The following is a 14497-nucleotide window of genomic DNA, read 5'->3' on the forward strand; positions in this document are numbered from 1 at the left end:
TAGCGAGAGACACCCATAGCGCATTTCGATGTGTACGACTAAGTTCCGCCCAAGCCATCATGCAAAAGGATGACCCATGAGCCAGAACCGTTCGAGTGTCGAAGCCGTCGTGCAATCCTATTTCGACGGGCTTTACGAGGGCGACGCCGAGAAGCTCGGCACCATTTTCCATCCCTCCGCTGACTTGCGCTGGGTCGAGAAGGGCGAGCTCCAGGTCCTGACCGTACCCGACTGGCTCGACCGCGTCCGCAAGCGGGCCTCCGCCAAGGCCGAAGGCAAGCCGCGCGAGGATTTCATCGTCACCATCGACCGTTCGGACGACAAGACCGCCTTCATCAAGGTCCGTTGCCAGCTGCCGCCGCGCTTCTTCACCGATTATCTGGTGGCGATGAAGCTCGCCGACGGCTGGCAGATCGTGTCGAAATCGTATCGGTATGACCTGAGGGAGTGAGGCTGCTCGACGTTCCGCTGCCCAATATCTGCCGCGCTCGATATCCATCCTCCGTCGTTGCAAGCGAAGCAATCCAGAGACCCTCCGCGGAGACAGACTGGATTGCTTCGTCGCTTCGCGCCTCGCAATGACGAGGCGGATACAGCATCCGCCACATTTCTCGCCCCCACCTGTCTGAAAGTCCCCATGCCACTCGACCGCCGTTCCCTGCTCGCTTCGCTGTGCTGGATCGCCGCCTCTCCTGCGTTGGCCGCTGAGGCACCGCCTGAGCTCGAAACCTATGAGCGCGAGAGCGGTGGACGGATCGGGGTCTATGCAGAGAACCTTGCGACCGGCAAAAAGCTCGCCTGGCGCGCCGACGAGCGCTTCGTCATGTGCTCGACCTTCAAGGCCTCGCTTGCGGCTTGCGTGCTGGCCCGGGTCGACCGCGACGAGGAGCAGCTTGCGGCCATGATCGCTTACGGCAAGGCCGACCTCTTGGACTACGCGCCGGTCGCCAAACAGAATCTTGCGGCTGGCGCGATGTCGGTCAGCGACATGTGCAAGGCGATCGTCGAGCTCAGCGACAATACTTGCGCAAATCTGCTGCTGGCGCGGATCGGCGGCCCCGCCGCGCTCACCGCCTTCTGGCGATCGCTCGGCGACACCACATCCCGGCTCGACCACAACGAACCCGAGCTCAACCGCTCGCCGCCGGGCGATCCCCACGACACCACGACTCCGGCGGCGATGGCAGGAAATTTGCGGCGCCTGGTGGTGGGCGAGGCGCTGTCGCCGGCCTCGCGTGCCCTGCTCACCGACTGGATGGTGAACTGCAAGACCGGCGCGAACCGGTTGCGCGGCGGCCTCCCCGCGACCTGGACCATCGGCGACAAGACCGGCAACAACGGCAAAGACGCCTCGGGTGATATCGCGGTGGTCTGGCCCAAGCCCGCGACGCCGATCCTGATCGCAGCCTATACCCAGGGCGGCACGCCGAATGCGGCGCAGATCGAAGCCGCCTTTGCACGCATCGGGCGGATGGTGACTGAGCGGCTGGCGTAAGCCGCGCGCATTGACGTAGCCGCCGCTTCCGGGTCAAGACACACCATCATGGAAGCGAAGTTTCAGACCTTTCTCATCCTGCTCGCCGTGCTGGCAGGCGTGGCGCTGGCCGCACGCCGCTTCAACGTCGCCCCCGCCATCCTGCTGATGCTGGCCGGCGTCGGCCTCGCCTTCGTGCCTGGCATGCCGCCGGTTGAGCTGCCGCCGGAACTGGTGCTGCTGATGGTGCTGCCGCCGCTGATCTACTCGGCGAGCGTCGCCATGAGCTGGCGCGAGTTCAAGAAGAACTTGCGCCCGATCGTGCTGCTCGCGGTCGGCGCGGTGATCTTCACCGCAGCAATGGTGGCGGCCGCCACGCATTATCTGATCGGCCTGCCCTGGACCATCGGCTTCCTGCTCGGCGCCATCGTCGCGCCGCCCGACGTGGTGGCGCCGCTCGCGATCGCGCGCCGGCTCAACTTGCCGCGCCGGCTCGTCGTCATCCTCGAAGGCGAAGGGCTCGCGAATGACGCCACCGCGCTGATCCTCTACCGCTTCGCGCTGGCCGCCATCATGATCGGACATTTCTCGTTGCCGCTGGCGGCGGGCGAGTTCCTTCTCATCGTCGCCGGCGAGATCGCCTTCGGCATCGGCGTCGGCTGGCTCTCCCTGCGCTTCCGCAAATGGTCCGGGGATCCGCAGGTCGAGCTGACGCTGTCGCTGATCACGCCCTATGTCTCGTACTGGCTGCCCGAGCATGTCGGCGGCTCCGGCGTAATCGCCACCGTCGCCTGCGGCCTCTATGTCAGCTGGAACGGCCCGCTGCTGATCTCCTCGGCGACGCGGCTGCAAGGCATCTTCTTCTGGGACCTCATCATCTACCTGATCGAGGGCCTGCTGTTCCTGCTCACCGGCTTCCAGATGCGCGCGCTCTACGAGAAGTCGAAGACCTTTCCGCTCGACGACATCCTGATTGCGACCGCCGTGGTTCTGACCATCATCGTGATCGCGCGCTTCGCGTGGCTCTATCCCGCGACCTATCTGCCGCGAATCCTCTCCAAGTCGCTGCGCGAGCGCGATCCGTCGCCGCCATGGCAATGGCCGTTCGTGCTCGCCTTCACCGGCGTGCGCGGCGCGGTGTCGCTGGCGGCTGCGCTCGCGCTGCCATTCACCTTGCCGGGCGGCGAGGCCTTCCCGTATCGCGACCTGATCCTGTTCGTCGCCTTCGGCGTCATCTTCGTGACGCTGATCGGCGTCGGCCTGACGCTGCCGCCGGTGGTGCGGTGGCTCGGCGTCGCCGAAGCCGGCCGCACCGAGCATGTCGCCGAGCACGAGGCCGAGATCGCCGCACGCCGCCAGGCGCTCGAGGCCGCGCTGAAGTCGCTCGATGCGTTGACGGCGGAAAAGGAAATCTCCGACGAGGTGATGCGGCTCCTGCGCGCCCGCCACGAGATCCGCGTCAACCAGCTCCCGGATTCGCTCGATCCCACCCGCCACGACGTTTCCGCCGCCGGCACCGCGCTGACCCGCAGCCTGATCGAGGCCGAGCGAAAATTCATCCACGACCTCCTGCGCGACGGCCAGATCACCGACGAGACGAGACGCCGGATCGAGCGGGACCTGGATCTTGAGGAGGCGAGTTTGGCGAACAGGGAGTATCGGGCCGGGCCGCTGTAGGCAGCCCGTCATTGCGATGATCGCTTGCGACGAAGCAATCCAGCCTGCCGCCGCGGAAGCATCCTGGATTGCCTTCGCCGAGGCTTCGGCGGACCAGTCGCTGCGCTCGCAAAGACGGCGGGAGCAACTACCGCCTCGTGCAAAACTCCCCTATGGCCGACGCCACGGCCGCCGCAATCGTTTCATGCCGCTCGGGTGCGTTCATCACCATTTCCTCGTCGCGATTGATGATGGAGCCGGCCTCGAGCAGCACTGCGGCACTGCTTGTCCGCGACAGGACAACGAGCCCGTCATAGCGGTAGACGCCGAAATCCTTGTCGAGCAACTGGCGCCGGTAACGGCCCATCAGCGGCAAGGTGTATTGGCTGGCATAGTGCAGGCCTTGCTCCTTCAATTGCCTGCCGATCATCCGGGCCAGCATCAGGCTGGTGGCGAAGTGCGAATTCCGCTGCGACACGAACAGCGAGTGGCCCGAAAAGCGATCGCTGAAATAGCTCTTCGCACCATCGAATTCCCAGGTCTCGAGCAACTTGTCCGGCACCGAATCGTGATGGATCGACAGGAAGAGATCGGCGTGCGACCCATTGGCGCTGCCGACACGTTTGAACAGGCTGGGTCGAGCCTTGCCGTCCGTGACGAGCAGGCGTGTTGCGGCAAAGCCTTCGGACTTGAGCTTCGCCGTGATGAGTCTTGCGAGACGGAAGTTGAAGCCGAACTCCGGATCGTTGCGCGCACTCAATGCGCCGTAGGAGTCCGGCGTATGCCCAACATCCACGACGATCCGGAATTTCGGCATCTCGCATTTGGCCGGCGCGGGCGAAGGCCTGGGCCTCGCTTTCGCGACCTTTCGGGCCGGGGCGGCCAGACCCGCATCGATCGGCGGAAGCAATAGCGCGACCAGCGACACCAGGAGAATTGCGACGATGTCCCGCCCTGACGACAAATCCTACTCCGCTGCCGCGATGCGGGGCCGCCCGACGAAGCCCGCTACATCGCCGAATCGTTCGAGCATGACCGCGGGCAGATCCTTCGACTTGCTGGTGACGCAGGCGCCCGAGCGCACCGCATAGCGATCCTGATGCGCCGCCTGCGGCGGGGCTTCGCCCTGCTGCAGCGCCCGCGCCAGATCCATCACGGTCTTGCGAAAATGCATGATGCCGAGATCGGTCGGCCCGAGATGCTCGCGGGTGCGGTCGGCGATCGGCCCCTGGCTGTCCTGCACGGCGGCGTCCTGCTCGGAGACACCCTTGATGCCGGTGTAGCTCCTGGTCTTCTGCAGCTTGCGGTCGATCAGGTAGTCGTTCCCCTTATGGCGCAGCGGAACGTAATTGTCGTCAACCTCCGCGATCACGCCGTTGCCGCGGTCGTAGGCGTCGCGCTCTGCTTGCGTCAGGGGCCGCTCCGGATTCCAGGCGTAGGTGTAGATCCAGCAATTGGTGTCGGTCACAGGCACGAAGGTCTGACCAAAAATGCTCTCGCCCGGCATCGCGCTCGGCGCATAAGCGTGGAACGGCATCAGGAATTGCGCGATGCGCCAATAGATGTTGTCGCCGCCGGTAAGCCGGCCGCCGGCAATGGTCAGCCCGGCCTCGTGCGGGCTGATCTTGATCACCGGGCGCGGGTCTTCCGCGATCCAGCGCATCTGATCGCTCGACATCCGTGCGATCGGATTCACAAAGTGCTTCTTGATGTCCAGGATCTCGTTCTCCTCCTTGTCGAAGGAGAGATGGGCAAAGGTGAAATGCGCGGTGTCGATCGAGCCTTCCAGCGCCTGCACCCAGTTGCAGTCCTGCCATTTCTTGCTGACATAGCGGTGCGAGGCCGGCAGCAGCGCCATTTCGAGATCGGGCAGCTCGGGCATCGCCTCGAGCGGACCCATATAGGCCCAGACCATCTCGCCCCATTCGCGCACCGGATAGGATTTGATGCGGATCAGGTCCTTGGCGTTGAGGTCGGGGTAGGAGGTCGGCATGTCCAGGCAGCGGCCGTCGGTGTCGAATTTCCAGCCGTGATAGACACAGCGGATGCCGCATTCCTCGTTTCGCCCCAGCCAGAGATTGGCGCCGCGATGCGGGCAATATTGGTCGATGACACCGACGACGCCGCGCGTGTCGCGGAAGGCAAGCAGTTCCTCGCCGAGGACGACGATCTTCTTCGGCTCGCCATCGGGCTCGGGAAGCTCCTCGGACAGCAAGACGGGAATCCAGAAGCGGCGCAACAATTCGCCCATGCCGGTGCCTGCACCTGACTCGGTCAGGAATTTGTTGTCCTCGGCGCGGAGCATGGCTGATCCTCCCGAATATTTTCGGGAAGATTGGCGCGAGAGTGAGAGGACGTCAACGCAAGAACAGCGGGGCGGTACGAAGGCGGGTCAGCGAAGCCTCACCCGCCGTCTTTCTCGGGGACCGACGGGGCGGATCATTCGCGTCGATCCGCCCCCATCGCAATTACCTGACGGTGACGGCGACTGTGTATACCTTGCCATTATCCGGGTCGGTGGGGTCTGCCGTCACGCGCCGATAGGTGAAGGAGTCTTCACCGACGTAGCCCTTCTTGGATTGGTACACCACGCTGGTCAGCCGCACGGTCTTGGCCTCTCCGTTTCTCAATTTGCGTTGCCCGGTGCTCACTCGCGTCGTCACGGCGCCACTCTTCGGCGGAGTCACGACTTCAATGCTCACGGGCCAGACCTTGCCACTGTTGTCGACTCGCCAGTGCCCGCCGCATTTGCAGATTTCCTTTGCCTCGCCGGATTTTACGACGAGCGACATGTTCGACCCACCCGCATGGGCGCCGCAGAGGATTCCGAAGAACAAGACGAGCGCCGCGATGACTTTCATTGAGAAAGCCGTTGGCAGCCGCACTAAGTAGTTTGTCATGTCATAAATCTCCAATAAAAAGATACTGTGTCATTGTAAGGTGTCATCTCGGCTGGCGAGGCCGATGCGTTCGGCCCAAGCTATTTCAGCGACCTCGCAACTCGAAATCCAACGTTGCTGACGCGTCCTTCGGACTGCACGCCATATCGGCTCCCCGCTTCGACTGCATCCGCCTTGCTGACCCAGGAGCCTCCCCTCAGGACACGCTGCTCGCAGCGGCCTTTCGTCCAGGGGCTGCCGTCAGTCGGCGCGCCCTCATAAGTGTCGTTGACGCAATCCTCGACCCATTCCCAGATATTGCCGTGCACCTGATAAAGGCCCCACGGATTCGGCTGAAAGGAATCGACCGGGGCCGTCTTTTGCCCAGAGCCACCTTTTGCGTTTTTGTCTTGTCCGGTCTTGTCATCGTAGTTAGCCCGCCCCCGAGAGACCGAGGCGCCCCACCAGAACGACGTCGTCGTCCCCGCCCGCGTCACATATTCTCGCTCGGCTTCGCTCAACAGGCGATAGGTCTTGCCGGTGCGAGCCGACAGCCAGGCCACGTAGCTCTTGGCATCCGACCAGGAAATGTTGATCGCCGGCCGCCTCCCGCGGCCCCAGCCGTTGTCCCAGGGCTTATATCCGTTGCATCCCCCATCGGCGACGCAGGCATCCCATTCGTCGAATGTGACAGCGTAGCGCCCAACTGCGAATGAACGCGCGAACGTGACCTTGTGGCGGGACGATTCCGTGGAGCGTTTGGATACGCTGTCCGACGAACCCATCATGAAGGTACCCGGCGCGACCACGACCATCTCCGGGCACTTCTCGCATTCCTTGAAGCTGGCCTTCTGCTTCAGGGCGCCCTCTTCCGAATCGGACAGCGCCTTGATGCCGAGCGCAGTCAATCCTTCGCGCGGCGGGGCGGTGTCACCGACGGTGAGCGCGGGGTTGGTGGAGGCCAACTGCGTCCCTTGTAGTGCCCTCAGACGTTCGCGCACCTCCGCCGATCGCGAGCTTTCCGGAAATTTGCTGAGGAACTCTTCGAACATGGCCGGCGAACGGCCGTCCTTGATCGCATTCCAGACGATTTCATCGGTCGTCGGCGGGGGCGGAAGAGGTGCTGCCGCCGCCACTCTCTCTTTCTTCAATTCGTCGCGACGCGACAACGCGGCAAAGAGGTGCGAACTGTTCGAATATTTGGCGGCATACTCCTCGAAGATCGCGGGGTCATGCGACTCCTTGATCGCGTTCCAGACGATTTCGTGCGCAGGCGGTGGAGGCGGCGCTTGAGCGGCAGCGATCTCCTTCCTGAGGTCATCCCTGCGCTGTCGAGCGTCCGCGACGTGCGAGCTCGCCGCATATTTACTTACGAATTCATCGAAGATCGCGGGATCACGCGAGCCCCTGATCGCGGCCCAGACGATGTCCTCTGCGGCGGGAGGCGGCGGAGCCTGCGTGGCGGCAATCTGTTTTTTAAGCTCATCCCGCCGCATCTGTGCGTCCGTCAGATGCGGGCTCGCGGGAAACTTGCTGGCGAAATCATCGAAGATTGCCGGATACGTCGAGCCCTTGATGGCATCCCAGACGACCTCATCGGCCGTCGGAGGCGGCGGAATGCGGGCGGCGGCGGCCGTAATCTGCTTTTGCAGTTCGTTGGCACGCGATTGCGCTTCGGCTCGATGCTTGCTGGCCGGGAACTTGCTGAGGAAATCATCGAAGATCGCGGGATAGGTCGAATCCCTGATCGCCGCCCAGACGATTTCGTCGGCGGTCGGCGGCGGGGGTATGCGCGCGGCTGCAGCAGCTTGCGCCTGCCTCAGTTCGTCGCGCCGCGCCTCGGCCGCCTTCAGATGCGGGGTGGTCGGAAACTTCGCGATAAAATCCTCGAACACGCCCGGATAGGTCGAATCCCTCACGGCATTCCACACGATATCATCCGTCGTCGGCGGAGGCGGCAGTTTCGGTGCATCGACGATCGAGACGACGGAGCCGCCCAATGATCCGTAGACGAACGGCTCCTGGTGACGATTGGTGACCTTCAGCACTTCGTCACGAACCCGACCGAACGCAATCCGCAGGTCCAAGCCGGGAGCAGCAATGTTGTGCAGGAGCGCGGACGTGAAGGGACTGTTTTTCGCATCGCCGTCCAGCGCGACCGATCCGGCCTTGGCCGCGAAGGCAATCAGCGTATCGGACACCGCGGGCTCGACCTTCGCCAAACCGCGACCGATCGATCGGGAGGCTATGGTTCGCTTCATGGTCTTCAAGAACGGATTGTCTCGGCACGCATCCAGGATGACGAGGCGAAGTCGCCTGGTCGGCTCGATCGATTTCAGAATGCGATCGAGGGAAATGGCCTCGTCCTCGATGTCGAAATCGCGGGACAGCTTCGCGTCGACGGGAATGACGTAGTTCACACCGTCGACCTCGATGCCATGGCCGGCGAAATAGACGACGGCCACGTCGGCATCGCTTGCCATCTCGGCGAAATCGCTGATCGCGCGCCGCATATCTGAAATTCCGAGGTCACGGCGGGCATCGACCGCGGAAAATCCTGCAGATTTGAACAGCGAGGCAATCTCGGCGGCGTCATTCCGGGGATTCGGAAGGCTCGGGACATTCCGGTACGACGAATTGCCAACCACCAGAGCCACGCGCTTCTCAGCCAGCGCTTGTCCCGCGAACCCGTAAAAAACGAGCGCAAGAATGGTAGCCGCCACCCAGCGCATAATTTCCCCCAAATCGCCCTTCGCAAGTATATCGCTGGTTGCAGCGCCTGCAAGCAGCACCGCGAGCCCACATCATTCAACGGGGGCAGCGCCAAATCCGTGATTCAGATCACTTAGCAATCGGCGACGGTCGCCACCTAAACCGGCCGCTCGCCCTTCACGGTCACCCGCGTCCCCGAGCGTGTATGCGGCCAGTAGTCCCACATCGCGCGGTGCTGGGTGCAGCGGTTGTCCCAGAAGGCGATGGCGTTCTCGGTCCAGCGGAAGCGGCACTGGAACAGCGGGTTTTCGGCGTGCTGGTAGAGATAGGCGAGCATCGCGTCACTCTCGTCGCGCGGGATGCCGTTGATGTGGCGGGTGAAGCCGCGGTTGACGTAGAGCGCCTTCTTGTTGGTGACCGGATGCGTCCGCACCACGGGATGCTCGGCGCTCGGATAGGACGGTCGGTCGGCGACGCCATAGTTCGCATAGAGGCCGCGATAGATCGGCTCGCCGTCGTGCAGCGCAGTGAGGCCATCGAGATAGGCCTTCATGCGGTCGGACAGTGCCTCATAGGCGGCATACATGTTGGCGAACAGCGTGTCGCCGCCGCGCGGCGGGCACTGCTTGATGTAGAGGATCGAGCCCATCGGCGGTTCGAGATCGCAGGACACGTCGGAGTGCCAGCCCTCGCCGTTGGCGCGCGGCGAGTTCTTGTCGGCGTAGATCTTCATCAGCGCCGGGTCTTCGTCCTCATGCGGCGCGGCGGGATGAAAATGCAGCTCGCCGAACTTGCGGCCGAAGGCGAGATGCTGCTGTGGCGTGATCTGCTGGTCGCGAAAGAAGATGACGAGGTTTTCGGCGAGCGCGCGATGGATCTCGTCCATCTGCTGATTTGAGCGGGCGTCGTCGGAGACGAGCCTGCCGACGTCGACGCCCGATATTTCCGCGCCGATGATGGGGGTGAGCTTTTCGACCGCGATGGTCTCATACGGCACGCCGTCATCGGCCGTGTGGCGATAGCGCGGACCCTGCTTGCCGGACAAAGAGCTCATGGGTGTTGCTCCCGATCATTCTTGATTGGAAGCATGGTAGCCCGGATGGAGCGAAGCGCAATCCGGGAACGGTCAGCACACAAAGAAACGGGGCGGGTTGCTTGCGCCAACCCGCCCCGTAATTTCGAATGCTTCGAGCGACGCCTACTCCGCCGCGGTCACCGGCACCTTGGCGCCCTGGCCGTAACGCTGCTCGATATAGTCGATCACCAGCGCCTTGAAGTCGGCGGAGATGGTCGGGCCGCGCAGCGTGCGGAACTTCTTGCCGTCGACGAACACGGGCGCGGCCGGCGCTTCGCCGGTGCCCGGCAGCGAGATGCCGATATTGGCGTGCTTGGATTCGCCGGGGCCGTTGACGATGCAGCCCATCACCGCGACGTTGAGCTCTTCGACGCCGGGATATTTCGTCTTCCAGGTCGGCATCTCGTCGCGGATGAAATCCTGGATCGAGCTTGCCAGCTCCTGGAACGTGGTCGAGGTGGTGCGGCCGCAACCGGGACAGGCCGCGACCAGCGGCACGAAGGTGCGGAAGCCCATCGTCTGCAAGAGCTCCTGGCCGACCTGCACCTCGCGGGTGCGGTCGCCACCGGGCTCCGGCGTCAGCGAGATGCGGATGGTGTCGCCGATGCCCTGCTGCAAGAGGATACCGAGCGCGGCCGACGACGCCACGATGCCCTTGGTGCCCATGCCGGCTTCGGTGAGGCCAAGATGGATGGCGTAGTCGGAACGGCTGGCGAGAACCTCGTAGACGGCGATCAGATCCTGCACCGCCGAGACCTTTGCGGAGAGGATGATGCGGTTCTTGGGCATGCCGAGCTCTTCGGCGCGCGCCGCCGACAGCAGCGCCGACTGCACCATGGCTTCGCGCATCACCGCGCGCGCATCGCGCGGGTCGGACGAGGCGGTGTTCTCGTCCATCAGCTTAGTCAGCAGCTCCTGGTCGAGCGAGCCCCAATTGGCGCCGATGCGGACCGGCTTGTTGTTCTTGTTGGCGATCTCGATGATGTCGGCGAACTGGGTGTCGCGCTTGTCCTTGAAGCCGACATTGCCGGGATTGATGCGGTACTTGGCGAGCGCCTCGGCGCAGGCCGGATAGGCCGCCAGCAGCTTGTGGCCGATATAATGGAAGTCGCCGATCAGCGGCGTGGTGATACCGCGCTTAGCGAGGCCGTCGCGAATGTGCGGCACGGCGGCCGCGGCTTCCTCGCGGTCCACGGTGATGCGGACCATTTCGGAGCCGGCGCGCGCGAGCGCTGCGACCTGGGCGATGGTACCGTCGATGTCGGCGGTGTCGGTGTTGGTCATCGACTGCACGACGATCGGCGCACCGCCGCCGACGGCGACGTCGCCGACCTTGACCTGGGTGGTATGATGGCGCGGCGCTGGCCCCGCGATGTCGGAATCGATGGTGGTTTCGGGCTTGTTCATGGGGTCCAAATATCAGGTTTTGGTGACGTTCAGCAATGCATCGCGCGGCGCCGCAGCGACTTGGCTGGGACGGTTAACGAGAAAAAGCCCAGCAATTACAAGGACGGCTGCCGCCCCGAACGCCAAGCTTAGGGTGTCGTGCATGATGAAATAGCTACCGACGACGCCAAACAAAGGGGTGATGAAGGTAAAAGCCGACAATTTGCTGGCCGAATAGGCCTTCACCAGCGCGAACCAAAGCGTGAACGTGGTTCCAACCACCCAGATCGCCTGAAAGGCCATCAGGCCGAGCGATAGCGGCGCCGGGGTATGCGTGATGGTCTCGCCGAACAGCCAGGCCGCCAGTCCCAGGATCGGGATCGAGATCGCGACCTGATAGCCCAGCGCCTTCTCCGGCGCGGCAAACCGCAGCCGCGTGCCCTTGGCAACCAGCGTGGTCGCCGCCCAAAGCGCGGCGCCGCCGACGATCATGAGGTCGCCGAGCAGAACATGCGAATCGACATTGGGCTGCGGCACACCGATGGCGAGCGCGACGCCGGCAAAGCTGATGGCAAGACCCAGCCATTGCGAGGCGCCAAGCCGTTCGCCGAGCACCTGGTAGGAGCCGAGCGCAACGAAGAACGGCGCGGTGTAGAGGAACACCACCGCGCGCGAGGCCGAGGTGAGGCGCAGCCCCTGGAAGATCAGCACGAATTCGATGCCGAACATCAGCCCGGCGATCAGGCCCGGCTTCCACGTGCCGTCATTCTCGAAGAATTTGACCCCGCGAAACGTGCCGATGAGGAACAGCACCGGCAGCGCACCCGCCGACCGGATCGTGGCCTGGAGCATCGGCGGGATGTCCGGCAGCACGAGCTTCACCGCAATCTGGTTGAACCCCCAGGTCAGGCACAGCATGAGCATCAGAGCGATGGCGCCGGCACTGAGGGGACGTGCGGCGGAATAGTTGGCTTGTGGCGAGGACATCTCTTCCCGATTACCGGCTTTGCGCCGTTGTTGCTCTATGCAGCTTTCTGACAATGGGTGCAGACGCCCGTGATCTCCACCACGGACAATTTAGGCGCAAAGCCCGAGCTGCGCGCCGCGGCATTGAGGTCCCCGGCGAAGGACGCCGACGGGATCTCTCCGACCAGGCCGCAGCGCTCGCAGATCAGGAACGCCACCGCCGAGGTCGCGTCGTGGTCGTGGGCGGCACAGGCAAGGTAGGCATTGCGGCTTTCGATGCGGTGCACGAGGCCGTTGGCCATCAGGAAATCGAGAGCGCGGTAGACCGTGATCGGGGCCGGCCGCGACATCGATTTGGCAAGCTCGTCGATCACCTCATAGGCGCCAAGCGGGCGATGGCTGGAGAGCAGGGCGCCCAGCACCTGACGGCGTATCGGCGTGAATTTCTGTGCGCGCTGCTTGCAGACCTCCTCGGCATGCGCCAGCGCGTCCGCGGTGCAGCGGCCGTGATCGTGGTCAGGCGCGGGAAATGCCGGCTTTGCGAGGGTCATGCGGCCACGTTCTAGCATTTGAGCCCGGGAACCCAAAGCACGACCCTGCGACCGGCTGCCAGCCATGCTCGCGCTGCGGGACAGCATCCTGATAATCCGCCATGGAATAATCATAAGCTTGCTTATTATATCCCAAGCTTATTGGAGACCAAGCTTATGACCCGCGGGTCCGTTGACCAGAACTTCCTGTTCACGCTCGGTGAGCTCTACCGCCTGTTGCGCGTCTATGCCGACAAGGAGGCATCACGGTTCGGCATCACCCGGGCGCAATGGGCGGTGCTGGCCAAGGTCGAGCGCAGCGAGGGCATGAAGCAGTCGGAACTCGCTGAACTGCTCGAGATGCAGCCGATCACGCTGACCCGCCTGATCGACAAGCTCTGCGACAACGACTGGATCGAGCGGCGCAGCGACGCTTCGGACCGCCGCGTCAAGCGCCTGTATCTGAGGAAGGCTGGCCGGCAATTGTTGGGCCGGATGAGCGGGCTGAAGTCCGAGCTCACGGCCAACGCGCTCGACGGCATCACGCCGGCGGACGCCCATCGCCTCCTGACCCAGCTCGAAACCATCAAGGAAAACGTGCGTACCGCGATCCAGACCAGCGGCGCGGAACAGGCGCGTAAGGAGCAGCGCTATGGCTGACCAAGTCCTCAAGTTCCAGCCCGAGCAGAAGACCGACAGCGGCAAGCCCACCAAGAAGGCCGGCACCGATCCGCGCCGCCGCCTGGTTGCGGGCCTGCGGCGTTACCGCCGCTTCCTGCTCCTGGTCGTGCTGCCTGTCATCGCCGCCATCGGCGGCATCACTTTCTACCTACATGGCGGCCGCTATGTCGGCACCGACGACGCCTATGTCGGCGCGCAGAAGGTGCTGGTGACGCCCGACATCTCCGGCAAGATCCAGAAGGTCGTCGTGAAGGAAGGCCAGTCCGTCAAGCAGGGCGACGAGCTGTTCGAGATCGACCCCGCTCCGTTTCGCCACGCGGTGGACGAAGCCAAGGCGCAGCTCGCGCAGGCCCGCACGACCTACGACAACCTCGTCGCCAACATCAAGATCTATGGCGACATGCTGGGCCTCGCCCAGCAAGGCATCGATTTGAAGCAGCGCGATGTCGAGCGCAAGCAATCGCTGGTGAAGAACAATTACGGCTCGCAGCTCGATCTCGACAATGCCTCGAATGCGCTGGTCACCGCCGGCGCGCAGGCGCAATACATCAAGCAACAGCTCTCCAACGCCAAGACGCAGCTGCTCGGCGACCCCGAATTGCCGCTGGAACAATTCCCGCCTTACGCACAGGCGAAAGCCAAGCTGGACGATGCCCAGCGCAACCTCGACCACACCGTGCTGCGCGCGCCAATGGACGGCGTGGCGACGCAGGTCGAGCAGATCCAGCTCGGCCGCTATGTCGCCGCCGGCACGCCGGTGTTTTCCATCATCGACGTCGCCCACCCCTGGGTCGACGCCAATCCGAAGGAGAGCGACCTCACGCACGTCACCGAAGGACAGCCCGTCACGCTCGAGGTCGACGCGTTCCCGAACCACGTCTTCAAGGGCAAGATCGGCTCGCTCTCGCCCGGCACCGGTGCGCAATTCGCGATCCTGCCGCCGCAGAATGCCACCGGCAATTTCGTCAAGGTGGTGCAGCGCGTGCCGATCCGCATCTATTTCGACGAGACCGACAAATATGTGCGGAAGCTGAAGGCCGGCATGAGCGTCTACGCCACCATCGACACCGGTCATCAGCGCTCGCTCGCCGGCCTGCTCGGCCTGTCAGCGACAGCGAGCCAAGATAAAGACTAAACG

Annotated in this window: 13 protein-coding genes; 5 read left to right on the forward strand and 8 right to left on the reverse strand. The window is 63.7% G+C overall.

Going from position 1 to position 14497, the window contains the following annotated elements; all coding sequences use genetic code 11:
* Positions 1-76 precede the first annotated feature (76 nt).
* From RAD10_RS02760 to RAD10_RS02770, 3 genes are all read left to right on the forward strand, one after another.
* Positions 77-451, forward strand: a complete 375-nt coding sequence (locus tag RAD10_RS02760; RefSeq protein ID WP_094894613.1) for a nuclear transport factor 2 family protein — start codon at positions 77-79, stop codon at positions 449-451.
* Positions 452-637: 186 nt separating this feature from the next.
* Positions 638-1495, forward strand: a complete 858-nt coding sequence (gene bla / locus RAD10_RS02765) for a class A beta-lactamase (protein WP_461616232.1) — start codon at positions 638-640, stop codon at positions 1493-1495.
* Positions 1496-1543: 48 nt separating this feature from the next.
* Positions 1544-3151: a Na+/H+ antiporter gene (locus RAD10_RS02770; protein ID WP_461616233.1), complete on the forward strand. Its 1608-nt coding sequence runs from the start codon at positions 1544-1546 to the stop codon at positions 3149-3151.
* A gap of 127 nt (positions 3152-3278) precedes the next feature.
* Here RAD10_RS02770 and RAD10_RS02775 read toward each other — a convergent pair whose 3' ends face one another.
* The 8 genes from RAD10_RS02775 to RAD10_RS02810 form a co-directional block, all read right to left on the reverse strand.
* Complete coding sequence (locus RAD10_RS02775) at positions 3279-4094, reverse strand: N-acetylmuramoyl-L-alanine amidase (RefSeq protein ID WP_461616234.1); 816 nt, start codon at positions 4092-4094, stop codon at positions 3279-3281.
* A gap of 3 nt (positions 4095-4097) precedes the next feature.
* Positions 4098-5435 (reverse strand): Rieske 2Fe-2S domain-containing protein, encoded by a 1338-nt coding sequence (locus RAD10_RS02780; RefSeq protein ID WP_461616235.1) that lies wholly within the window; start codon positions 5433-5435, stop codon positions 4098-4100.
* Positions 5436-5598: 163 nt separating this feature from the next.
* On the reverse strand, positions 5599-6030 hold the full coding sequence (locus RAD10_RS02785; protein WP_461616236.1) for a hypothetical protein: 432 nt from the start codon (positions 6028-6030) through the stop codon (positions 5599-5601).
* A gap of 80 nt (positions 6031-6110) precedes the next feature.
* Positions 6111-8741, reverse strand: a complete 2631-nt coding sequence (locus RAD10_RS02790) for an SUMF1/EgtB/PvdO family nonheme iron enzyme (protein WP_461616237.1) — start codon at positions 8739-8741, stop codon at positions 6111-6113.
* A 137-nt stretch (positions 8742-8878) separates the two neighbouring features.
* Positions 8879-9775: a TauD/TfdA dioxygenase family protein gene (locus RAD10_RS02795; RefSeq protein ID WP_461616238.1), complete on the reverse strand. Its 897-nt coding sequence runs from the start codon at positions 9773-9775 to the stop codon at positions 8879-8881.
* A 144-nt stretch (positions 9776-9919) separates the two neighbouring features.
* The gene (gene ispG / locus RAD10_RS02800; RefSeq protein WP_461616239.1) at positions 9920-11203 is read right to left on the reverse strand and encodes a flavodoxin-dependent (E)-4-hydroxy-3-methylbut-2-enyl-diphosphate synthase; all 1284 of its coding nucleotides are present in this window, start codon (positions 11201-11203) and stop codon (positions 9920-9922) included.
* A gap of 12 nt (positions 11204-11215) precedes the next feature.
* Positions 11216-12169 (reverse strand): DMT family transporter, encoded by a 954-nt coding sequence (locus tag RAD10_RS02805; protein WP_091964480.1) that lies wholly within the window; start codon positions 12167-12169, stop codon positions 11216-11218.
* Between the two features lie 35 nt (positions 12170-12204).
* Positions 12205-12699 (reverse strand): Fur family transcriptional regulator, encoded by a 495-nt coding sequence (locus RAD10_RS02810; protein ID WP_018316739.1) that lies wholly within the window; start codon positions 12697-12699, stop codon positions 12205-12207.
* Between the two features lie 156 nt (positions 12700-12855).
* Here RAD10_RS02810 and RAD10_RS02815 point away from each other — a divergent pair, with 156 nt between their 5' ends.
* Positions 12856-13338: a MarR family winged helix-turn-helix transcriptional regulator gene (locus RAD10_RS02815; protein WP_026201730.1), complete on the forward strand. Its 483-nt coding sequence runs from the start codon at positions 12856-12858 to the stop codon at positions 13336-13338.
* Positions 13331-14494: an HlyD family secretion protein gene (locus tag RAD10_RS02820; protein ID WP_461616240.1), complete on the forward strand. Its 1164-nt coding sequence runs from the start codon at positions 13331-13333 to the stop codon at positions 14492-14494. The genes RAD10_RS02815 and RAD10_RS02820 overlap by 8 nt, the downstream gene beginning before the upstream one ends.
* Positions 14495-14497 lie beyond the last annotated feature (3 nt).

Source organism: Bradyrhizobium sp. 23AC (genome assembly GCF_054863025.1).

Coding starts and splice junctions, on each gene's coding strand:
- RAD10_RS02760 (WP_094894613.1), top strand. CDS start 77: ATGAGCCAGAACCGTTCGAGTGTCGAAGCCGTCGTGCAATCCTATTTC.
- bla (WP_461616232.1), top strand. CDS start 638: ATGCCACTCGACCGCCGTTCCCTGCTCGCTTCGCTGTGCTGGATCGCC.
- RAD10_RS02770 (WP_461616233.1), top strand. CDS start 1,544: ATGGAAGCGAAGTTTCAGACCTTTCTCATCCTGCTCGCCGTGCTGGCA.
- RAD10_RS02780 (WP_461616235.1), bottom strand. CDS start 5,435: ATGCTCCGCGCCGAGGACAACAAATTCCTGACCGAGTCAGGTGCAGGC.
- RAD10_RS02785 (WP_461616236.1), bottom strand. CDS start 6,030: ATGACAAACTACTTAGTGCGGCTGCCAACGGCTTTCTCAATGAAAGTC.
- RAD10_RS02790 (WP_461616237.1), bottom strand. CDS start 8,741: ATGCGCTGGGTGGCGGCTACCATTCTTGCGCTCGTTTTTTACGGGTTC.
- RAD10_RS02795 (WP_461616238.1), bottom strand. CDS start 9,775: ATGAGCTCTTTGTCCGGCAAGCAGGGTCCGCGCTATCGCCACACGGCC.
- ispG (WP_461616239.1), bottom strand. CDS start 11,203: ATGAACAAGCCCGAAACCACCATCGATTCCGACATCGCGGGGCCAGCG.
- RAD10_RS02805 (WP_091964480.1), bottom strand. CDS start 12,169: ATGTCCTCGCCACAAGCCAACTATTCCGCCGCACGTCCCCTCAGTGCC.
- RAD10_RS02810 (WP_018316739.1), bottom strand. CDS start 12,699: ATGACCCTCGCAAAGCCGGCATTTCCCGCGCCTGACCACGATCACGGC.
- RAD10_RS02815 (WP_026201730.1), top strand. CDS start 12,856: ATGACCCGCGGGTCCGTTGACCAGAACTTCCTGTTCACGCTCGGTGAG.
- RAD10_RS02820 (WP_461616240.1), top strand. CDS start 13,331: ATGGCTGACCAAGTCCTCAAGTTCCAGCCCGAGCAGAAGACCGACAGC.